The organism is Pseudomonas sp. Emmai (assembly GCF_055179735.1).
This window is the reverse complement of record NZ_CM143685.1, coordinates 4899679-4921362: the sequence shown is the minus strand read 5'-3', so window position 1 is coordinate 4921362 and position 21684 is coordinate 4899679. Positions and strand designations below refer to the sequence as shown.

17 protein-coding genes are annotated in these 21684 nt (G+C 60.1%); 12 read left to right on the top strand and 5 right to left on the bottom strand.

Going from position 1 to position 21684, the window contains the following annotated elements; all coding sequences use genetic code 11:
- Positions 1-166: 166 nt before the first annotated feature.
- From ACY4LX_RS22685 to ACY4LX_RS22670, 4 genes are all read left to right on the top strand, one after another.
- Positions 167-640, top strand: a complete 474-nt coding sequence (locus ACY4LX_RS22685; protein ID WP_123410053.1) for a MarR family winged helix-turn-helix transcriptional regulator — start codon at positions 167-169, stop codon at positions 638-640.
- A complete protein-coding gene (locus ACY4LX_RS22680; RefSeq protein WP_149659937.1) occupies positions 637-2106 on the top strand; it encodes an efflux transporter outer membrane subunit in 1470 nt (489 codons plus the stop codon). Before ACY4LX_RS22685 ends, ACY4LX_RS22680 begins: the two co-directional genes overlap by 4 nt.
- A 15-nt stretch (positions 2107-2121) precedes the next feature.
- Positions 2122-3324 carry an HlyD family secretion protein gene (locus ACY4LX_RS22675; protein ID WP_149659936.1) on the top strand — a complete coding sequence of 401 codons (1203 nt, stop codon included), beginning with the start codon at positions 2122-2124 and terminating at the stop codon, positions 3322-3324.
- A gap of 187 nt (positions 3325-3511) precedes the next feature.
- A complete protein-coding gene (locus tag ACY4LX_RS22670; protein WP_149659935.1) occupies positions 3512-5041 on the top strand; it encodes a DHA2 family efflux MFS transporter permease subunit in 1530 nt (509 codons plus the stop codon).
- 42 nt (positions 5042-5083) lie between these two features.
- Here ACY4LX_RS22670 and lpxH read toward each other — a convergent pair whose 3' ends face one another.
- Both lpxH and ACY4LX_RS22660 read right to left on the bottom strand, forming a co-directional pair.
- A complete protein-coding gene (gene lpxH, locus ACY4LX_RS22665; protein WP_463257907.1) occupies positions 5084-5836 on the bottom strand; it encodes a UDP-2,3-diacylglucosamine diphosphatase in 753 nt (250 codons plus the stop codon).
- A complete protein-coding gene (locus ACY4LX_RS22660) occupies positions 5833-6339 on the bottom strand; it encodes a peptidylprolyl isomerase (protein WP_149659933.1) in 507 nt (168 codons plus the stop codon). Before ACY4LX_RS22660 ends, lpxH begins: the two co-directional genes overlap by 4 nt.
- 251 nt (positions 6340-6590) lie before the next feature.
- On the opposite strand from ACY4LX_RS22660, the gene ACY4LX_RS22655 reads away from it, so the two are divergent.
- Both ACY4LX_RS22655 and cysS read left to right on the top strand, forming a co-directional pair.
- Entirely contained in the window at positions 6591-8291 is a 1701-nt protein-coding gene (locus ACY4LX_RS22655; RefSeq protein ID WP_463257906.1) for a glutamine--tRNA ligase/YqeY domain fusion protein, read from the top strand.
- 18 nt (positions 8292-8309) lie between these two features.
- Complete coding sequence (gene cysS, locus ACY4LX_RS22650; RefSeq protein ID WP_008146072.1) at positions 8310-9692, top strand: cysteine--tRNA ligase; 1383 nt, start codon at positions 8310-8312, stop codon at positions 9690-9692.
- A gap of 259 nt (positions 9693-9951) precedes the next feature.
- On the opposite strand, the gene ACY4LX_RS22645 is transcribed toward cysS, so the two are convergent.
- Positions 9952-11778, bottom strand: coding sequence for a sigma-54-dependent Fis family transcriptional regulator (locus tag ACY4LX_RS22645; RefSeq protein WP_463257905.1), 1827 nt, complete (start codon positions 11776-11778; stop codon positions 9952-9954).
- Positions 11779-12151: 373 nt separating this feature from the next.
- Between ACY4LX_RS22645 and ACY4LX_RS22640 the strand changes: the two genes are divergently transcribed.
- Genes ACY4LX_RS22640 through ACY4LX_RS22615 form a run of 6 tightly spaced genes read left to right on the top strand, consistent with a single transcriptional unit; the run spans position 12152 to position 18088 of the window.
- A complete protein-coding gene (locus ACY4LX_RS22640) occupies positions 12152-13246 on the top strand; it encodes an ABC transporter ATP-binding protein (protein WP_123403095.1) in 1095 nt (364 codons plus the stop codon).
- Positions 13246-14343, top strand: coding sequence for an ABC transporter ATP-binding protein (locus ACY4LX_RS22635; RefSeq protein WP_149659928.1), 1098 nt, complete (start codon positions 13246-13248; stop codon positions 14341-14343). The genes ACY4LX_RS22640 and ACY4LX_RS22635 overlap by 1 nt, the downstream gene beginning before the upstream one ends.
- Positions 14340-15206 (top strand): carbohydrate ABC transporter permease, encoded by an 867-nt coding sequence (locus ACY4LX_RS22630; protein ID WP_123403091.1) that lies wholly within the window; start codon positions 14340-14342, stop codon positions 15204-15206. The genes ACY4LX_RS22635 and ACY4LX_RS22630 overlap by 4 nt, the downstream gene beginning before the upstream one ends.
- An 8-nt stretch (positions 15207-15214) precedes the next feature.
- Positions 15215-16015: a carbohydrate ABC transporter permease gene (locus ACY4LX_RS22625; protein WP_003232361.1), complete on the top strand. Its 801-nt coding sequence runs from the start codon at positions 15215-15217 to the stop codon at positions 16013-16015.
- Positions 16016-16025: 10 nt separating this feature from the next.
- The gene (locus ACY4LX_RS22620) at positions 16026-16298 is read left to right on the top strand and encodes a DUF2160 domain-containing protein (protein WP_149659927.1); all 273 of its coding nucleotides are present in this window, start codon (positions 16026-16028) and stop codon (positions 16296-16298) included.
- Positions 16299-16345: 47 nt separating this feature from the next.
- The gene (locus ACY4LX_RS22615) at positions 16346-18088 is read left to right on the top strand and encodes an ABC transporter substrate-binding protein (protein WP_149659926.1); all 1743 of its coding nucleotides are present in this window, start codon (positions 16346-16348) and stop codon (positions 18086-18088) included.
- A gap of 560 nt (positions 18089-18648) precedes the next feature.
- Here ACY4LX_RS22615 and nuoN read toward each other — a convergent pair.
- Both nuoN and nuoM read right to left on the bottom strand, forming a co-directional pair.
- Positions 18649-20112 carry an NADH-quinone oxidoreductase subunit NuoN gene (gene nuoN / locus ACY4LX_RS22610; protein ID WP_123403085.1) on the bottom strand — a complete coding sequence of 488 codons (1464 nt, stop codon included), beginning with the start codon at positions 20110-20112 and terminating at the stop codon, positions 18649-18651.
- 7 nt (positions 20113-20119) lie between these two features.
- Positions 20120-21652: an NADH-quinone oxidoreductase subunit M gene (gene nuoM, locus ACY4LX_RS22605; RefSeq protein ID WP_123403083.1), complete on the bottom strand. Its 1533-nt coding sequence runs from the start codon at positions 21650-21652 to the stop codon at positions 20120-20122.
- Positions 21653-21684 lie beyond the last annotated feature (32 nt).

The window sequence follows — 21684 nt, the reverse complement described above, 5'->3', positions numbered from 1 at the left end:
GCAGCCGAACGGGGGCGAGCCCCCTCGCCACGGGTGTTTGCGGCGTCTGCACGTCTGCCATTTATCAGCTAAATACAAAGCATCCTAACTATTACGTTGACATTCGCTGCCTAGGCAGTAACATCTCGACATACATTCTCTGCCTAGGCAGCTAATTGGTGGTCAGATGAAGCATTTCACCCCTGAACAATTCAAGCATTGCCATCTCGGCCTCCTGCTCGGGCGCGCCGCGTTGCTCAAGGACCGGATCATCGACACGCACATGGAACCCCACGGCATCACCGCCGCGCAGTTCAAAGTGCTGATCATCATGGCCCAGTTCGGCGTCGATACCCCGGCCGAACTCTGCCGGCACCTGTCCCTGGACAGCGGTTCGATGACGCGCATGCTTGATCGCCTGGAACAGAAAGGTTTCCTCGCCCGCCAACGCTCCGAAGCCGACCGCCGACAGGTGCAACTGGTGCTGACCGAACAAGGCCAGCAGTTGACTGACCGCCTGCCGGACATCGGCGCCGATGCCATGAACGAACTGGCCGGCGCCATCACCCCGGACGAGTTGCAAACCCTGGAACGGATCCTGAAGAAAATCTTGGTGGCAGCCGGTGACTCGATCACTTTGCTGCGGGTAGGTGACAAATGAGCAGTAAAACCTTGCGTACAGGCCTGAGCCTGGTGCTGGTCTCGATGATCCTGGCCGGTTGCGCCAGCTACAGCGGCCTGAACACCGAAGGCAAAAGTGTCGATGCGAAAACCCTTAAGGCCGGGCAATCCCTGAGCGGCGTGACCCTGTCCCCGGCAGCCTGGCCGAAAAGCGACTGGTGGAAAAGCCTCGGCGACCCACAGCTCGACGGCCTGATCCGCGAAGCCCTGCACGACAGCCCGGACATGCAAATCGCCGAAGCCCGCGCGCACCAGGCCAGCGCCGCTGCCTATGCTGCCGATGCTGCGCGCATGCCGACCCTCGATGCCAGCGCCGGTGTCAGCCGCTCGCGTCTGGCCAAGGATCAAGACCCGCGCGGGCAGGGCGATGCCTACGCCACCGTGCGTAACATCAGCGCCAGTTTCAATTACAACTTCGACCTCTGGGGCGGTCAGCGTGACGCCTGGGAAGCCGCGTTGGGCCAGGCCCGCGCTGCCGAAGTCGACCAGCAGGCCGCGCAACTGACCTTGTCCGCCGACGTCGCCCGCGCCTACAGCGATCTGGGCCAGGCGCACATCGTGTATGACCTGGCCAGCGAAGACCTCAAGCGCACCAAACAAATGCTCGACCTGAGCCAGCGGCGCCTGAGTTCCGGGATTGACAGCCAGTACCAGTTCCAGCAAACCGAAAGCCTGGAAGCCAGCTCCGAAGCCAGCCTGATCGATGCGGAAAAACGCCTGAACAGCGCGAAAATCGCCTTGGCCGTGCTGCTCGGTAAAGGCCCGGATCGCGGCAATGAAATCGCCCGGCCGAAAATCCTTCAGGCCAGCGCCGTGGCGTTGCCGTCGGTGCTGCCGGCGGAATTGCTCGGTCGTCGCCCGGACTTGGTCGCCGCACGCTGGCGGGTCGAAGCCGCGAGCAAGGACATCGCCGCGAGCAAGACCCAGTTCTATCCCAACTTGAACCTGACGGCGGCCGCCGGTGCCGAATCCTTATTGGGTGACGCGATGTTCGGTTCGGCCAGTCGCTTCTTCAACATTGCCCCGACCATTTCGGTGCCGATCTTCGACGGCGGCCGCCTGCGCGCCAACCTCGATGCCCGCGATGCCGATTACGACCTGGCGGTGGCGCAGTACAACAAGAGCCTGGTCAAGGCGCTGGGGGATGTCAGCGACACCATCAACCAGTTGCGCGATATCGGCCGGCAGATCGGTGCCCAGCAACACGCCACCGAAATTGCCCAGGACTCTTACAACACCGTGGTCCAGCGCTACGGTTCCGGCATCGGCAATTACCTGGACGTGCTCAGCATCGAACAGCAATTGCTCCAGGCCCAGCGCCAACTGGCGAACCTGAATGCCGAGCAGATCGACCTGTCGATCCAACTGATGCAGGCGCTCGGTGGCGGCTTCCAGGCTGAAACCCTCGCCTCGGCCAATCCAGCTTCAGCCAAGCTGAACAACTAATTCAAGGTACTTGTCATGGCCACTGCCGAAACTACAAATGCTCCTGAAAACGCTCAAGACACGAGCAACCCACGCAAACGCAAAGTCATGCTGACCGTGCTGGCGATCCTGGTGATCCTCGCGGGCCTCGGCGTCTGGGCTTATCACGAACTCTACGGGCGCTGGAACGAGAGCACCGACGACGCCTATGTGAACGGTAACGTGGTGGAAATCACGCCGCTGGTCACCGGCACCGTGGTCAGCATCGGCGCCGATGATGGCGATCTGGTCCACGAAGGCCAGGTGCTGGTCAACTTCGACCCGAACGACGCCGAAGTCGGTTTGCAAAGTGCCCAGGCCAACCTGGCCCGCACCGTACGTCAGGTGCGTGGCTTGTACAGCAACGTCGACGGCATGCGCGCCCAGGTCAATGCCCAGCAGGCCAACGTGCAAAAAGCCCAGGACAACTTCAACCGCCGGAAAAACCTCGCCGCCGGCGGCGCGATTTCCCAGGAAGAACTGTCCCACGCCCGCGACGACCTGACCTCGGCGCAAAACGCCCTGGCCAATGCTCAGCAACAGCTCAAGACCACCAGCGCTTTGGTGGATGACACGGTGGTTTCCTCGCACCCGGACGTGATGTCCGCCGCCGCGCAATTGCGTCAGGCCTACTTGAACAACTCCCGCAGCACCTTGATTGCGCCGGTCACCGGTTACGTGGCCAAGCGCTCGGTGCAACTGGGTCAGCGAGTTCAACCAGGTACCGCGCTGATGGCGGTGATCCCGCTGGATCAACTGTGGATCGACGCCAACTTCAAGGAAACCCAACTGCGTGACATGCGCATCGGGCAACCGGTGGACATCGAAGCCGACCTGTACGGCAGCGACGTGAAGTTCAGCGGCACCATCGACAGCCTCGGTGCCGGCACCGGCAGTGCGTTTGCCTTGCTGCCCGCGCAGAACGCCACCGGTAACTGGATCAAGATCGTGCAGCGTGTGCCGGTGCGGATTCATATCAACGCCGAAGAACTGGCCAAGCATCCATTGCGGGTTGGCCTGTCGACTCAGGTGGATGTGAACCTGCACGACCAGAGCGGCCCGGTGCTGGCGCAACAGCCACCACAAAAGGCCTCGTTCAGCACCAACGTCTATGACCGTCAGTTGGCCGAGGCCGACGCGATGATCACGCAGTTGATCCACGACAACAGCGCAGCGGTCAGCAAGACCGCGCAACGCTGACACTAACCCTGTGGGAGCAGGCTTTTGTGGCGAGGGAGCTTGCTCCCGCTCGACTGCGAAGCAGTCGTAAAGCTTTTGGGGCCGCTTCGCGACCCAGCGGGAGCAAGCTCCCTCGCCACAAAGGCTCCCACAAGGTCAGCTGCGACTTTAACAGGCGCCGCGCCCACCCGGTTCCATAGGATTAGCGATGAGCAATAACGCGTCTTTCACGCCGCCCAGCCTGCTGCTCAGCACCATTGGCTTGTCGCTGGCGACTTTCATGCAAGTGCTCGACACCACCATCGCCAACGTGGCCTTGCCGACGATTTCCGGCAACCTGGGCGTGAGTTCGGAGCAGGGCACCTGGGTGATCACTTCGTTTGCCGTGAGCAACGCGATTGCGCTGCCGCTGACCGGGTGGCTCAGTCGGCGTTTCGGCGAAGTGAAACTGTTTCTCTGGGCCACGATTCTGTTTGTGCTGGCCTCGTTTCTCTGCGGTATCTCGACCTCGATGCCGGAACTGATCGGTTTCCGTGTGCTGCAAGGCCTGGTGGCCGGGCCGTTGTACCCGATGACCCAGACGCTGCTGATCGCGGTGTACCCCCCGGCCAGGCGCGGCATGGCCCTGGCGTTGCTGGCGATGGTCACGGTGGTGGCGCCGATTGCCGGTCCGATCCTGGGTGGCTGGATTACTGACAGTTACAGCTGGCCGTGGATCTTCTTTATCAACGTGCCGATCGGGATTTTCGCGGTGATGGTGGTGCGGTCCCAGCTCAAGGCGCGTCCGGTGGAAACCAGTCGCCAGCCGATGGATTACGTGGGGTTGATCACGCTGATCATTGGCGTCGGCGCGTTGCAGGTGATCCTCGATAAAGGCAACGACCTGGATTGGTTCGAATCGAACTTCATCATCATAGGTGCGGCGATTTCGGTGATTGCCCTGGCGGTGTTCATCATCTGGGAAATGACCGACAAGCACCCGGTGGTGAACCTGCGGTTGTTCGCTTATCGCAACTTCCGCATCGGCACCATCGTGTTGGTGCTGGGCTACGCCGGGTTCTTTGGCATCAACCTGATCCTGCCGCAATGGTTGCAAACCCAGATGGGCTACACCGCCACCTGGGCGGGCCTGGCGGTGGCGCCGATCGGGATTCTGCCGGTGCTGATGTCGCCGTTTGTCGGCAAGTACGCGCACAAATTCGACCTGCGCCTGCTGGCCGGGCTGGCGTTCCTGGCGATTGGCTTGAGCTGCTTCATGCGCGCCGGCTTCACCAACGAAGTGGACTTCCAGCACATCGCCCTAGTGCAACTGTTCATGGGGATTGGCGTGGCGTTGTTCTTTATGCCGACCTTGAGCATTTTGATGTCGGACCTGCCGCCGAGCCAGATCGCCGACGGCGCGGGCCTGGCGACCTTCCTGCGGACCTTGGGCGGTAGTTTTGCGGCGTCGTTGACTACGTGGATCTGGATTCGTCGGGCGGATCAACACCACGCTTACTTGAGCGAAAGCATCACTACCTACGACCAACCGACCCGGGATGCCTTGAACACCCTGGGCGGGGCGAGTACCCCGGCGTATGCGCAGCTCGATCACGTGCTGACCAGCCAGGCGTACATGCTCTCCACCGTGGATTACTTCACGTTGCTTGGGTGGGGGTTCATGGGGTTGATGCTGATTGTGTGGCTGGCCAAGCCACCGTTTGCGGCGAAAGCCGGGCCTGCTGCCAGCGGTCACTAAGCACGCCGCGGATGATCGTTCCCACGCTCTGCGTGGGAACGATCACACAGAAGGGGCTGCCAATTGCGGTGGCGGGGCGAAGTCGAAGGGCGCCAGCGCAAACCCTTGCTCATCCACCTGCAACGCCCACCCCTGACGATCCCAATCCCCCAGCACAATGCGCTTGGCCGCTTGTTCGCCAATCTGCAGCTTGTGAATCGCGGGACGGTGGGTATGCCCGTGAATCAGGGTTTTCACGCCGAACGCCTGCATGACCCGCGGCACTTCCTCGGGCGTGACATCGACAATGTCATTGGCCTTCATCCGCGTCTGCGCCCGGCTTTCGCTACGCAGTTTGCGCGCCAGTTTATGCCGGGTGCTCAGGGGCAGGTGCCGGAGGATAAAGAGGGTGACGGGGTTACGCAGATAGCGACGCAGCTTCATATAGCCGACGTCGCGGGTGCAGAGGCTGTCGCCGTGCATTAACAGCACCGGCTCGCCGTAAAACGGCACGACACTCGGGTCCTTCAACAGCGTGCAGCCGGCCTGTTTGCAAAAGGCCTTGCCGAGCATGAAGTCGCGATTGCCGTGCATCAGAAAAATGGCCGTGCCGCTGTCGCTGAGATCGCGCAGGGCCTGGCAGATGGAACGCTGAAAGGGCGTCATGGCATCGTCGCCAATCCACGCCTCGAAAAAGTCACCCAAGATGTACAACGCACTCGCCGAGCGGGCGCGTCCGGCGAGCAAATCCAGAAACGCCCGGGTAATGTCCGGGCGCTCCTCTTCCAGATGCAAGTCTGAAATCAGCAGTATCACGCTTCGATGATCTCGGCTTTCTCGATGATCACGTCGTCTGCTGGTACGTCTTGGTGACCGGATTTCATGGTGGTGGAAACACCTTTGATCTTGTCCACGACTTCAGTGCCGGCAACCACTTTGGCGAAGACCGCGTAGCCCCAGCCCTGAGTGGTCTTGGCGCTGTGGTTCAGGAAGCTGTTGTCAGCCACGTTGATGAAGAACTGGGCGGACGCCGAATGCGGCTCCATGGTGCGAGCCATGGCCACGCTGTACTTCTCGTTCGGCAGACCGTTGTCGGCTTCGTTCTGGATGCTTGGGCGCTTGTCTTTCTTTTCTTTCATGCCTGGCTCGAAACCGCCGCCCTGGATCATGAAGTTGCCGATTACACGGTGGAAAACGGTGTTTTCGTAGTGGCCGGCTTTGACGTATTCGATGAAGTTGGCAACGGTAACCGGTGCTTTTTCAGCGTTCAGTTCCAGGACGATGTCGCCGTGGTTGGTGGTCAGTTTGACTTGGGTCATGATCGGCACTCTTTCAAGAAATTCGTGGGTTTCGGGGCATTTGAGCCCGCAACCGGTCTGGTCGGTATCAACCAAGGTGCGCAGTTTAGCGCGACAGGCGTTAATTTCGAGGCAGTTTTTCAAAACAGGTGGATTAAACGCACCTGATTTAGGGCCTGCTCTGTCAGCGGCTTGACAGCATCGGCTATGATAGCGGCTTTGTTTTGTCAGGCCTTTAGTTCCGGCCGCGCACTCGTACGTTCAAGGATCCTATGAGCAAGCCCACTGTCGACCCTACCTCGAATTCCAAGACTGGCCCTGCCGTGCCGGTCAATTTCCTGCGCCCGATCATCCAGGCGGACCTGGACTCGGGTAAGCACACGCAGATCGTCACCCGTTTCCCGCCTGAGCCCAACGGCTACCTGCACATCGGTCACGCCAAGTCGATTTGCGTGAACTTCGGCCTGGCCCAGGAATTTGGCGGCGTCACGCACCTGCGTTTCGACGACACCAACCCGGCCAAGGAAGACCAGGAATACATCGACGCGATCGAAAGCGACATCAAATGGCTGGGCTTCGAATGGTCCGGTGAAGTGCGCTACGCCTCGCAGTATTTCGACCAGTTGCACGACTGGGCCGTCGAGCTGATCAAGGCCGGCAAGGCCTACGTCGATGACCTGAGCCCGGAGCAAGCCAAGGAATACCGCGGCTCCCTGACCGAGCCGGGCAAGAACAGCCCGTTCCGTGACCGTTCCGTGGAAGAAAACCTGGATTGGTTCGCCCGCATGAAGGCCGGCGAATTCCAGGACGGCGCACGCGTGCTGCGGGCCAAGATCGACATGGCCTCGCCGAACATGAACCTGCGCGATCCGATCATGTACCGCATCCGCCACGCCCATCACCACCAGACCGGCGACAAGTGGTGCATCTACCCGAACTACGACTTCACCCACGGTCAGTCGGACGCCATCGAAGGCATCACCCACTCGATCTGCACCCTGGAGTTCGAAAGCCACCGTCCGCTGTACGACTGGTTCCTCGACGCGCTGCCAGTGCCGGCGCACCCGCGCCAGTACGAATTCAGCCGTTTGAACCTGAACTACACCATCACCAGCAAGCGCAAGCTCAAGCAACTGGTCGATGAAAAGCACGTGTTCGGCTGGGACGATCCGCGCATGTCCACGCTGTCGGGCTTCCGCCGCCGTGGCTACACGCCTGCGTCGATCCGCAATTTCTGCGACATGGTCGGCACCAACCGTTCTGACGGCGTCGTCGATTTCGGCATGCTCGAGTTCAGCATCCGTCAGGATCTGGACCAGAACGCTCCGCGCGCCATGTGCGTGCTGCGTCCGTTGAAAGTGGTGATTACCAATTATCCGGAAGACCAGGTCGAGAACCTCGAACTGCCGCGTCATCCGCAGAAAGAAGAACTGGGCGTGCGCCAGTTGCCGTTCGCCCGTGAAATCTACATCGACCACGATGACTTCATGGAAGAGCCGCCAAAAGGCTACAAGCGCCTGGAGCCGAACGGCGAAGTGCGTCTGCGCGGCAGCTACGTGATCCGTGCCGATGAAGCGATCAAGGACGCCGATGGCAACATCGTCGAACTGCGTTGCTCCTACGATCCGGAAACACTGGGCAAGAATCCTGAAGGCCGCAAGGTCAAAGGCGTGGTGCACTGGGTGCCGGCAGCGGCCAGCATCGAGTGCGAAGTGCGCCTGTACGATCGTCTGTTCCGTTCGCCGAACCCTGAAAAGGCGGAAGACAGCGCCAGTTTCCTGGACAACATCAACCCTGACTCGCTGCAAGTTCTCACCGGTTGTCGTGCTGAACCCTTGCTGGGCAATGCACAGCCGGAAGACCGTTTCCAGTTCGAGCGCGAAGGTTACTTCTGCGCGGATATCAAGGACTCGAAACCGGGCGCTCCGGTTTTCAACCGTACCGTGACCTTGCGTGATTCGTGGGGCCAGTGATTCAAGGAAACAAATAAAGTGCTAACGATCTACAACACGCTCACCAAGAGCAAAGAAGTGTTCAAGCCGCTGGATGGCAACAATGTGCGCATGTACGTCTGCGGGATGACCGTGTACGACTACTGCCACATTGGCCACGGCCGCAGCATGGTCGCGTTTGACCTGGTGACCCGCTGGTTGCGTTTTAGCGGTTATAACCTGACGTATGTGCGCAACATCACCGACATTGAAGACAAGATCATCAATCGGGCCAAGGAGAACGGCGAGCCGTTCGACGTGCTGACCGAACGCATGATCACCGCGATGCACGAGGACGAGGCGCGCCTCAACATCCTCAAGCCGGACATGGAGCCGCGGGCCACCGATCACATCGCTGGCATGCAGACCATGATCCAGACCCTGATCGACAAGGGTTACGCCTACGCCCCGGGCAATGGCGACGTGTACTACCGCGTCGCCAAGTTCATGGGCTACGGCAAGCTGTCGCGCAAGAAAATTGAAGACCTGCGTATCGGTGCGCGGATCGAAGTCGACGAGTCCAAGCAGGACCCGCTGGACTTCGTGCTGTGGAAAGGCGCCAAGCCGGGCGAGCCGAGCTGGCCTTCGCCGTGGGGCGACGGTCGTCCGGGCTGGCACATCGAGTGCTCGGTGATGTCGACCTGCTGCCTGGGCGAGACTTTCGACATTCATGGTGGCGGCAGTGACCTGGAGTTTCCGCACCACGAAAACGAAATCGCCCAGAGCGAAGCGGCCACCGGCAAGACCTACGCCAACGCGTGGATGCATTGCGGCATGATTCGCATCAATGGCGAGAAGATGTCCAAGTCCTTGAACAACTTCTTCACCATTCGCGACGTGCTGGAAAAGTACCACCCGGAAGTCGTGCGTTACCTGCTGGTGTCGAGCCACTACCGCAGCGCGATCAACTACTCGGAAGACAACCTCAAGGACGCCAAGGGCGCACTCGAACGTTTCTACCACGCGTTGAAAGGCCTGCCGAGCGTGGCGCCGGCCGGCGGCGAAGCCTTTGTCGAGCGCTTCACCCAGGTGATGAACGACGACTTCGGCACGCCGGAAGCCTGCGCGGTGCTGTTCGAGATGGTGCGCGAGATCAACCGTTTGCGTGAGAGCGATCTCAATGCAGCGGCCGGTCTGGCGGCGCGTTTGAAAGAACTGGCCAGTGTGCTGGGCGTGTTGCAGCTCGAAGCCGATGACTTCTTGCAGGCCGGCGCTGAAGGCCGGGTGGATGCGGCTGAGGTTGATGCGCTGATTGCCGCGCGTCTGGCGGCGCGTGCCGGTAAAGACTGGGCCGAATCCGACCGCATCCGCGACCAGCTCACCGCCATGGGCGTGGTGCTGGAAGACGGCAAGGGCGGCACGACCTGGCGGTTGGCCGACTGATGATCGTTCCCGCGCTCTGCGTGGGAATGCCTCAACGGACGCTCTGCGTTCGGCTTTGGAAGGGACGCGGAGCGTCCCGGGCTGCATTCCCACGCAGAGCGTGGGAACGATCAAATTCGTTACGAACAAAACCCGCCTTGTGCGGGTTTTTGTTTATGTGCAGGTTCCAAGTGCGGTGGTGGCAGGGCTGACGCCTTCGCGGGCAAGCCTCGCTCCTACAATTGTGTCGTTGATCGTTCCCACGCGCGCGTGGGAACGATCACTGCCGCAGACGCTTGTACAAAGTGTTTCGGCTAACGCCTAACCTGCGAGCCAAATGCGAAATATTCCCCCCGGCCGCCTGCAACAACCGATTCAAATCCTCGGCATCATTCAAATCCGCCGCTAACGGCTCCGGCGTCTCCACCGGTTCCATCTCCAGATCGACAAAAAAATCATCCGGTAAATGCTCGGGCCGCACCGGTTGCTCCTCGGCCATGGCCAGCGCCACCTGCATCACGCTGCTGACTTGGCGCAAATTCCCCGGCCATGGATGGCGGCTGAACAATTCCATGACTTCACGGCTTAATCCGGCCCATTGCGACGGCTCCCGGTGCTGCTCCCACAAGCGCTTGAACAGTGCCTGTTTGTCGCTGCGTTCCCGTAATGGCGGCAGTTCCAGAGTTAAACCGCCGATCCGGTAGTAGAGATCTTCCCTGAAGCGCCCGAGCTGGACCTGTTCGCGCAACGAACGGTTGGTTGCGGAAATAATCCGGATATCCACCGGGAACAACTCGCTGCTGCCCACTGGTTGCACGCAACGTTCCTGCAAAACCCTGAGTAGCCGAGCCTGAGTCGGCAGCGGCATGTCACCGATTTCATCGAGGAAGAGGGTGCCTTTGTCAGCCTTGCGGATCAGCCCGATGCTGCCTTTCTGGTTGGCACCGGTGAACGCGCCTTTCTCATAGCCAAACAGCTCGGACTCGACCAGTTCGGCGGGGATCGCCGCACAGTTGACGGCGATGAACGGTTGTTTGCTGCGGGAACTGGCCTGGTGCAGGGCTTTGACGAAGACTTCCTTGCCGACCCCGGTTTCGCCGTGGATCAGCAGCGGAATGTCTTTCTCCAATAAACGTTCTGCCTGACGCACGGCTTTTTCCACGCGACTGTCGCCGAAGTGCAGGGTGTTCAGGTTGATCGCTGTTGGCGTTGCAACGCTTGGTTCTGCAAACACTCGCGGCTGAATCGGCACCTGTTTCGGCCGCTTCAACAAGCACTGGAAACGGTTGCGCCCCGAGGCTTGCAAGGCAAACGGCAGGCCGTCGGGCTGGTTCAACAACTCAAGCAGCGAGACTTTAAACAAGCTTTCGACACTGACCCGCGACAGGCTGATCCCCAGCAGATTGTCAGCCCGGCGATTGGCCGACAGCACTTGCCCGGTCTCATCGAAAATCAGTAGCCCGGCCCACTGGCTGTCGAGGTTGCTCAACCCGGTATTGAACGTCAGTTGGAAATGCTGGCCATGGAACAGATTGAGGATCAGCCGGTTTTCCACGGTCTGGCTCATCATCTTGACCATGCCCAGGGTGTGGGACGGCGGCAGGTAGCTGTCGCTGGACACATCCAGCACCGCGATCACCTTGCGCTCGGCATCGAAAATCGGCGCGGCGGAACCGGTCATGAAACGGTTGGCCTTGAGGAAATGTTCATCGTGCTCAATGTGCACCGCTTGCTCGCAGGCCAGGGCGGTGCCGATGGCATTGGTGCCGCTGCAACGCTCCATCCAACTGGCCCCGGCGCTGAAACCTCGGGTCAGGCTCGGCTCGATAAAGCGCTGGGTGCCCCAGGACGTCAGCACCTGGCCCTGGTTGTCGGCGAGCATGATCAGGCAATTGGAGTTGCTCAGGATGTTCTCGTAATACGGCAGGACTTCCTGATGGGTGGTCTGCACCAGCGAGTGCTGGCTCTCCAGCAACTGCGCGATGCCGTCGGCGGGCAGTTGATCGAAGGTGGGCACGCTGTGGTGATCAAGCCCGAACGCGCGGCAACGGGACCAGGAGTCCTGGATGATGGCGTCGTGGGAGAGCGGCGAGGCAGGTACGGCCATGGCAGTCGATCTCTGAGCAAAGCTTTTATTGTTTTTATGGGTGTTACAAAGCATTTGATGCGCCACATCACCCTGTAGGAGCGAGGCTTGCCCGCGAAGGCGTCAGGGAGATCGCCTTCGCCGGCAAGCCTGGCTCCTACAAGGGCAACAGATGGCACAAAAGTGCTAATAGAGTGTTGTTCACTATTGTTCATTGTCAACCGTCGAACTGTTCAATTGTTCAGTCCGGATTGTTCATTTCTGTTCAGCAACGAACGCGGTTTTTGCCGGTTTTTCAGGATTTTCAAGCCGGATCAAAGGCTTGTGATTTCTGGCACGAATGTCGCTCTATCGCTACGGTCGCTTGACTCCAAATAATAAAAAAGGCCGAGCCATGTCACTCACCCTGGAGCACGTCAGCCGTACCGTCGAGGGCCAGACCTGGATCGACGATGCGTGCCTTGTTTTCGAACCCGGATCCTTCAACGTTTTGCTCGGGCGCACGCTGTCCGGCAAAACCAGCCTCATGCGCCTGATGGCCGGTCTGGACAAGCCCGACAGCGGGCGCATCCTGATGAACGGCGTCGACGTCACCCAACGCCCGGTGCGCCTGCGCAACGTGTCGATGGTCTACCAGCAGTTCATCAACTACCCGACCATGACGGTGTTCGAGAACATCGCCTCGCCGTTGCGCCAGGGCGGTGTCTCCAACGAAGTGATCCAGAGCAAAGTGCTGGAAACCGCGAAGATGCTGCGCATCGAAAAATTCCTCCAGCGCCATCCGCTGGAACTGTCCGGCGGCCAGCAGCAACGCACGGCCATGGCCCGGGCGCTGGTCAAGGATGCGGAGCTGATCCTGTTCGACGAACCGCTGGTCAACCTCGACTACAAATTGCGCGAAGAACTGCGCCAGGAAATGCGCGAGCTGTTCAAGGCGCGGCACACCATCGCCATCTACGCCACCACCGAGCCCAACGAAGCCCTGGCCCTGGGCGGCACCACCACCATTCTTCACGAAGGCCGGGTGATCCAGAGCGGCAAGTCCTCCGAGGTCTATCACCAACCACAAACGGTGCTGGCGGCGGAGTTGTTCTCCGAACCGCCGATCAACCTGATGCCGGGGCGGATTGCCGGCAACGAAGTCAGTTTCGCCAACTTCGTGCACTTCCCGCTGAACGTCGACCTGCGCCCGGTGGGCGAGGGCGAGTTCCGCTTTGGTGTGCGCCCCAGCCATATCTCGCTGGTGCCGAGCAACGACGACGACCTGGAACTCGCCGTGACGGTCGAGGTGGCCGAGATCAGCGGTTCGGAAACCTTCCTGCACGTACGCAACGAGCATTTCCTGTTGGTGCTGCACTTGCCGGGCGTCCACGAATACGACGTTGATGCGCCGATTCGCATCTATATCCCGACCCATAAACTGTTTGTGTTCGATACGCAGGGGCGGCTGGTCCAGGCGCCCGGTCGCCGTATCGCGAGGGTTGCCTGATGGCCGAAATCCGTTTGCAGAACCTCGCCCACAGCTACACCCGCACGCCGACAGGTCCCGAGGATTACGCGATTCGCGAGATGGACCACATCTGGGAGCAGGGTGGCGCCTATGCCTTGCTGGGTCCGTCGGGCTGCGGCAAGTCGACCTTGCTCAACATCATTTCCGGGCTGCTCAGCCCGTCCCAGGGCCAGGTGCTGTTCGACAGCAAAGTGGTCAACGACCTGACCCCGGAAAAGCGCAACATCGCCCAGGTTTTTCAGTTTCCGGTGGTCTACGACACCATGACGGTGTTCGACAATCTGGCCTTCCCCCTGCGAAACCAGGGCATGAACGAGGCGAAAATTCACAGCAAGGTGCAGGAAATTGCCGAGGTGCTCGACCTCCAGGCCCTGCTCAGCAAAAAGGCACGTAACCTCACCGCCGACGAAAAACAGAAAGTCTCCATGGGTCGTGGGCTGGTGCGCGATGACGTGTCGGCGATCCTGTTCGACGAACCACTGACCGTGATCGACCCGCACCTGAAGTGGAAACTGCGGCGCAAGCTCAAGCAGATCCACGAGCAATTCAACATCACCATGGTCTACGTCACCCACGACCAGCTCGAAGCCTCGACCTTCGCCGACAAGATCGCGGTGATGTACGGCGGGCAGATCGTACAGTTCGGCACGCCACGGGAATTGTTCGAACGGCCGAGCCACACCTTTGTCGGCTATTTCATCGGCAGCCCGGGGATGAACCTGATCGACGTGAAGCCGCAACCCGGTGGGGTCGGTTTCGCCTCGACGCACTTGCCTTTGTCTGACGCGATGCAGCAACAAATCGCCGACAAGCCGTGGAAAACCCTGAAGGTCGGCATCCGCCCGGAGTTCGTGCATGTGTGGGACGAGCCGTTTGATGACGCGATGCAGGCACAAGTCGTACACATCGAAGACCTCGGCACCTACAAGATCATGACCCTGAACCTCGACGGCGCACCGCTGAAAGTGCGCCTGGCCGAAGACAAACCGGTGCCCGAAGGCACGGCGTACATCAGTTTTCCGGCGCAGTGGTTGATGGTCTATGCCGACGATTACCTACTGGAGGTGCAGCCATGAACAAGGTGCAAAACAACAAGGCCTGGTGGTTGGTCCTGCCGGTGTTCCTGCTGGTGGCATTCAGTGCGGTGATCCCGATGATGACCGTGGTCAACTACTCGGTACAGGACATCTTCGACCAGTCCAGCCGCTACTTCGTCGGTGCCGACTGGTACAAGCAGGTGCTGCTCGATCCTCGGTTGCACGACTCATTGCTGCGCCAGTTCATCTATTCCGGCTGCGTGCTGCTGATCGAAATCCCCCTGGGCATCGCCATCGCCCTGACCATGCCCACCAAGGGCCGCTGGTCGTCGCTGGTGCTGATCATCCTGGCGATTCCGCTGCTGATCCCGTGGAACGTGGTCGGCACCATTTGGCAGATCTTCGGCCGCGCCGATATTGGTTTGCTCGGTTCCAGCCTGAATGCCATGGGCATTAACTACAACTACGCGTCGAACACCATGGACGCCTGGGTCACGGTGCTGGTGATGGACGTCTGGCACTGGACCTCGCTGGTGGCGCTGTTGTGTTTCTCCGGGTTGCGGGCCATTCCCGACGTGTACTACCAAGCCGCGCGGATTGACCGCGCGTCGTCCTGGGCGGTGTTCCGGCATATCCAGTTGCCCAAGCTCAAGAGCGTGCTGCTGATCGCGGTGATGTTGCGCTTCATGGACAGTTTCATGATCTACACCGAGCCGTTCGTGCTGACCGGCGGCGGTCCGGGGAATGCCACGACCTTCTTGAGTCAGACCTTGACCCAAATGGCCGTAGGACAATTCGACCTCGGCCCGGCGGCGGCTTTCTCGCTGGTGTATTTCCTGATCATCCTGTTGGTGTCCTGGCTGTTCTACACGGCCATGACTCACTCTGACGCCAACCGCTGAGGTCTGCCATGAGTAAAAGAAAGCTCATTCCATTGCTGATCTACATCCTGTTCCTGCTGGTGCCGATCTACTGGCTGCTGAACATGTCCTTCAAGAGCAACACCGAAATCCTCGGCGGTTTGACGCTGTTTCCTCAGGATTTCACCTTGGCCAACTACAAGGTGATTTTCACCGACCCGAGTTGGTACACCGGTTACCTGAACTCGCTGTACTACGTGAGCCTGAACACGGTGATTTCCCTGAGCGTGGCGCTGCCGGCGGCTTATGCGTTCTCGCGGTATCGCTTCCTCGGCGACAAGCACCTGTTTTTCTGGCTGCTGACCAACCGCATGGCGCCTCCGGCGGTGTTTTTGCTGCCGTTCTTCCAGCTGTATTCGTCCATCGGGTTGTTCGATACCCACATCGCCGTGGCCCTGGCGCACTGCTTGTTCAACGTGCCGTTGGCGGTGTGGATCCTCGAAGGCTTCATGTCCGGGGTGCCCAAGGAAATCGACGAAACGGCCTACATCGATGGCTACAGTTTTCCGAAGTTCTTCGTGAAGATTTTCATCCCGCTGATCGGTTCCGGGATCGGTGTCACGGCGTTTTTCTGCTTCATGTTCTCCTGGGTCGAGTTGCTGCTGGCGCGGACCCTGACGTCGGTCAACGCCAAACCCATCGCGGCGGTGATGACGCGCACGGTCTCGGCGTCCGGCATCGATTGGGGCGTACTGGCGGCGGCAGGGGTGTTGACCATCCTGCCGGGCATGCTGGTGATCTGGTTTGTTCGCAACCACGTGGCCAAGGGCTTTGCCCTGGGCCGGGTCTGAGGAACTGATGATGGAATGGATGAGCTGGACCGCCCCGACAGCGGTGTTTTTCATCGTCATTGGCCTGATTCTGGTGGGCATGACGACCTGGGAGTTGCGCTCGCCGAGCATCCTTCGGCGAGGTTTGTTGCCGATTGCCACCACCCGTGGCGATCGCTTATTTATCGGTCTTCTCGGCAGCGCCTACCTGCATCTGCTGGTAATCGGCGTCACCGACTGGAGCATCTGGGTGGCGTCCGCGTTGTCCCTGGTGTGGCTGTTGGCTGTGATGCGTTGGGGCTAGTCGAATCGCTCGGCAAAGTTGCTCCGAAACTTAAACAGGAGGTCTCTATGTTCGACAAAAACAATAAGCTGCGACATAGCATTTCATTGGCAGCCCTGCTGGCACTCAGCGGTTTGAGCGCGACGGCCTGGGCCGATGCCTACGAAGACGCGGCAAAAAAATGGATCGGCAGCGAATTCAAACCGTCCACCCTGACGGCCGATCAGCAGCTCGAGGAATTGAAGTGGTTCATCAAAGCCGCCCAGCCGTTTCGCGGGATGAACATCAAGGTCGTCTCGGAAACCCTGACCACTCACGAATATGAGTCCAAGGTCCTGGCCAAGGCCTTTACCGAGATCACCGGGATCAAGGTCACCCACGATTTGCTGCAAGAAGGCGACGTGGTGGAGAAGCTGCAAACCGTGATGCAGTCGGACAAGAGCATCTATGACGGCTGGGTCAACGACTCGGACCTGATCGGTACGCACTTTCGCTACGGCAAGACCGAGGCGATCACCGACCTGATGGCCAACGAAGGCAAGGACTTCACCTCGCCGACCCTGGACATCAAGGACTTCATCGGCATTTCCTTCACCACCGCGCCGGACGGCAAGATCTATCAGCTGCCCGACCAGCAATTCGCCAACCTTTACTGGTTCCGCGCCGACTGGTTCGAGCGGCCGGAGCTGAAAGCCAAGTTCAAGGAAAAGTACGGTTACGAATTGGGCGTGCCGGTGAACTGGTCGGCCTATGAAGACATCGCCAAGTTCTTCAGCGAAGACGTCAAGGAAATCGACGGCAAACGCATCTACGGGCACATGGACTACGGCAAGAAAGACCCGTCCCTGGGCTGGCGCTTCACCGATGCCTGGTTCTCCATGGCCGGTGCCGGCGACAAAGGCATCCCGAACGGCTTGCCGGTGGACGAGTGGGGGATTCGCGTCGAGGACTGCCACCCGGTGGGTTCCAGCATCACCCGTGGCGGCGACACCAACGGCCCGGCGGCGGTCTACGCGACGCAGAAATACGTCGACTGGCTCAAGGCCTACGCGCCACCGGAAGCGGCGGGCATGACCTTCTCCGAGTCCGGGCCGGTGCCGTCCCAGGGCAACATCGCCCAGCAAATCTTCTGGTACACCGCGTTTACCGCCGACATGACCAAGCCGGGTCTGCCCGTAGTCAACGCCGATGGCTCGCCGAAATGGCGCATGGCGCCGTCCCCGCGCGGACCGTATTGGGAGGAGGGTATGAAACTGGGCTATCAGGACGTGGGTTCCTGGACGTTCATGAAGTCCACGCCTGAGAAACAGAAACTCGCAGCCTGGCTCTACGCGCAGTTTGTGACCTCGAAAACCGTATCCCTGAAGAAAACCATCGTCGGCCTGACGCCGATTCGCGAGTCGGACATCAACTCGCAAGCCATGACCGATCTGGCGCCGAAACTCGGTGGCCTGGTCGAGTTCTACCGCAGCCCGGCCCGTGTGCAATGGACCCCGACCGGGACCAACGTGCCGGATTATCCACGTTTGGCACAACTGTGGTGGAGCCACATCGCCGAAGCCGCCAGCGGCGAGAAAACCCCGCAACAGGCACTCGATGGTCTGGCCAAGGACCAGGACGCCATCATGACGCGGCTTGAACGCTCCAAGGTGCAACCGGTGTGCGGCCCGAAAATGAACCCGGAACGGGATGCGCAGTACTGGTTCGATCAACCGGGGGCGCCGAAGCCTAAGTTGGCGAATGAGAAGCCTAAAGGTGAGACGGTCAGCTACAACGAACTGCTGAAATCGTGGGCGGATGCGCGTAAGTAAGCTTCTGTACTGAGAAAGGCGAACGGCACCGGAAGGTGCCGTTTTTATTTGTGGTTGATGGACCGCGTTCGCGAGCAAGCCCGCTCCCACAGTGGTTCGGGGTTGTCACAAATAATATGTTCGCCACAGAACCACTGTGGGAGCGGGCTTGCTCGCGAAGGCTGCGGCACAGGCAACAGACTTCTCCTGCTCGAACCCTATCCTCAAAAACACTGATCACCTGTTGTTGCCGATTTTTTGCAAGAAACTCCAAGCCGTCCATGAGTTCGGCAAAAATATCACGCTTCATTGTTTGATCTCTCTCGATATCCAATCAACGAAGTTAATGGCAAATGCCTTGAGTCGGATGTCAGCCGATGCCTACTGCCACGCAGGCATTTTCCGAGAGAGGGGAGAGCAATAAGATCAAAAGATCGCAGCCTGCGGCAGCTCCTACATAGGGACGGCGTGCGTTCTGTAGGAGCTGCCAAAGGCTGCGATCTTTTGATCTTGAAACCCTAAAACGCAAAAACGGCACCCGAAGGTGCCGTTTCTGTTTTCTACCGATTACCGCTAAACGATCAACCCGCCAACCCAGCCTGTTGAACCAGGACCAGCAACGGCTGCGGATACAGCCCCAGGAAGAACGCCAGGGCGGCGATGGCCAGCAGCATCACGCCGCCTGCCTTTTGTTCCCAGTGCAGTTGCGCATCGTGGCGACGCAGGTTCGGCTCGATCAGGTACAGGGTGACCATCACGCGCAGGTAGTAGAAGACGCCGATGGCGCTGCCCAGTACCAGGGAACCCACCAGCCACCATTGGTGCGACTCGACGCCGGTGGCGATGATGTAGAACTTGCCGATGAAGCCCGCGGTCAGCGGGATGCCGGCCAGGGACAGCATCATCACGGTCAGCACGGCGGTCAGGTACGGACGACGCCAGAACAGGCCGCGGTATTCGTACAGGGCGTCAGCGTCACGGCCTTTGTACGGCGAGGACATCAGGGTGATTACACCGAACGCACCAAGGCTGGTGATCACGTAGGTGACCAGGTACACGCCGATGGCTTCCACGGCCAGACCCTTGCTCGCCACGAGGGCGATCAGCAGGTAACCGAAGTGGGCAATGGACGAGTAACCCAGCAGACGCTTGAGGTTGCTCTGGGTCAGTGCCAGCAGGTTGCCGAACAGGATCGACGCAATGGCGATGATGGTCAGCACGTCGCTCAGGACACCGCTGCTTGCGGCAGGGGAGATCTGGAACAGACGCACCATCACGGCAAACACGGCGACTTTCGAAGCGGTCGCGAGGAACGCTGCAACCGGTGCCGGAGCCCCTTCGTAAACGTCCGGGGTCCAGAGGTGGAACGGTACCAGCGACAGCTTGAACGCCAGGCCGATCAACATCATGCCCAGGCCCATTTGCGCCAGGGAGCTTGGCAGGCCAGTGGCCGCCAGCGCTTGACCGATACCGACGAAGCTCAGGCTGCCGGAGTCGGCGTAGAGCAGGGCCATACCGAACAACAGGAACGCAGAGCCGGCGGCCGACAGCACCATGTACTTGATACCGGCTTCCAGCGAACGCTTGTTGAAGAAGGCATACGCCACCAGACCGTAGACCGGCACCGACAACAGTTCCAGACCGATGAACAACCCGGCCAGGTGTTGCGCGCTGACCAGAACCAGGCCACCGGCGGCGGCCATCAGGATCAGCAGGTACAGTTCTTCGCGGTTGCCCGGGTAACCCGTGCCGCCATCGCCGAGGTAGGCGTGGGCGAGGGTCACACAAGCGAGGGTGGCGACCAGGATCAGCGCCATATACAAGCAAGCGAAGTTATCGATCTGCAGCAGCGGGGTCACGGCCAGGGGCGCGACCTTCAAGGCTGGCAGGATCGACAGCAACGCCAGGTTCAAACCCGCCACGGAAATCAGGAAGGTCTGCGAGTGGTTGCGGCGCCAGGCGATGGCCAGCATCACCACGATGATCGTGGCGGTGGTGATCAACAACGGCGCGAGCGCGATAAAGTGTTGAGTCGTGAATTCCATAGCGCTCTTACCGGGCCGAAGCGAGTTGAGTGAAGGCGGTACCGAGCCACTGCTGCACGCCATGCATCGTCGCGGCAGAAGTGTCGAGGAACGGCTGCGGGTACACGCCGATGTAAATCAGCAGTACCGCCAGGCCGACCACCATGATCAGTTCGCGACCATCCATGCCGTGCAACACCGCGTCCGACTTGGACGGGCCGAAGTAGGCACGGTGGATCATGATCAGCGAGTAGACCGAACCGAACACCAGGCCCGACGTCGCGATCGCGGTGATCCACGGCGCAGCGGCAAAGGTGCCGATCAGGATCAGGAACTCACCGACGAAGTTACCGGTACCCGGCAAGCCCAGGGACGCGGCCGCGAAGAACAGGCTGATAGCCGGCAGGTAAGCGATCTTCGACCACAGGCCACCCATCTCACGCATGTCGCGGGTGTGGGTGCGTTCGTACAACTGACCACTGAGGATAAAGAGTGCTGCCGCCGAAACACCGTGCGCCAGCATCTGCATGACCGCGCCCTGCAGCGCCAGTTGGCTGCCGGAGTAGATGCCAATCAACACGAAGCCCATGTGGGAAACGGAGGAATAGGCGATCAGACGCTTGATGTCGGTTTGGGCGAAGGCCAGGAACGCACCGTAGAAGATCCCGACCAGACCGAGGGTCATGGCGATCGGCGCGAACTCGGCCGAGGCATTCGGGAACAGCGGCAGGGCGAAACGCAGCAGACCGTAAGCCGCCGTCTTCAACAGGATACCGGCCAGGTCGACCGAACCCGCCGTTGGCGCCTGGGCGTGAGCATCAGGCAGCCAGGAGTGGAACGGTACGACCGGCAGCTTCACCGCGAAGGCGATGAAGAAGCCGAGCATCAGGATGTACTCGGTGGTGAGCGACATCTTGGTTTTCAGCAGGTCGGCGTAGTTGAACGTGATCACGCCGGTGCTGTTGAAGTTGACCAGCACCAGACCCAGGATCGCCACCAACATGATCAGGCCGGAAGCCTGGGTGAAGATGAAGAACTTGGTCGCCGCGTAGATCCGGGTTTTCTTGCCGTCCGAAGAACTGTGACCCCAGAGCGCGATGAGGAAGTACATCGGCACCAGCATCATTTCCCAGAAGAAGAAGAACATGAACAGGTCGAGGGCGAGGAACACGCCGACCACACCGCCCAGGATCCACATCAGGTTCAAGTGGAAGAAGCCGACGTGACGCTGGATCTCTTTCCACGAGCAGAGTACCGAGAGGATACCCAGCAAACCGGTCAGCAGGATCATCAGCAGCGACAGGCCATCGAGGGCCAGGTGCACGCTGATGCCGAAGCGCTGGATCCAGATGTGCTTGAACTCAAGCGCCCAGACCGGATCGGCGCCAGGCGCCGGAGCAAATGAATAGTTACCGTGGGCCCACAGCCAGAGGCCGAGTGCGAGTTCCAGGGTCATGGTCAACAGCGCAATCCAGCGGGGGAGGGTGGCGCCGAAGCGCTCACCCATCCAGCACAGCAGGCCGCCGATGAAGGGGATCAGGATTAGCCAAGGCAGAATCATGACGGGCTCAATTCCTTTCGCAAGTTCGCAAG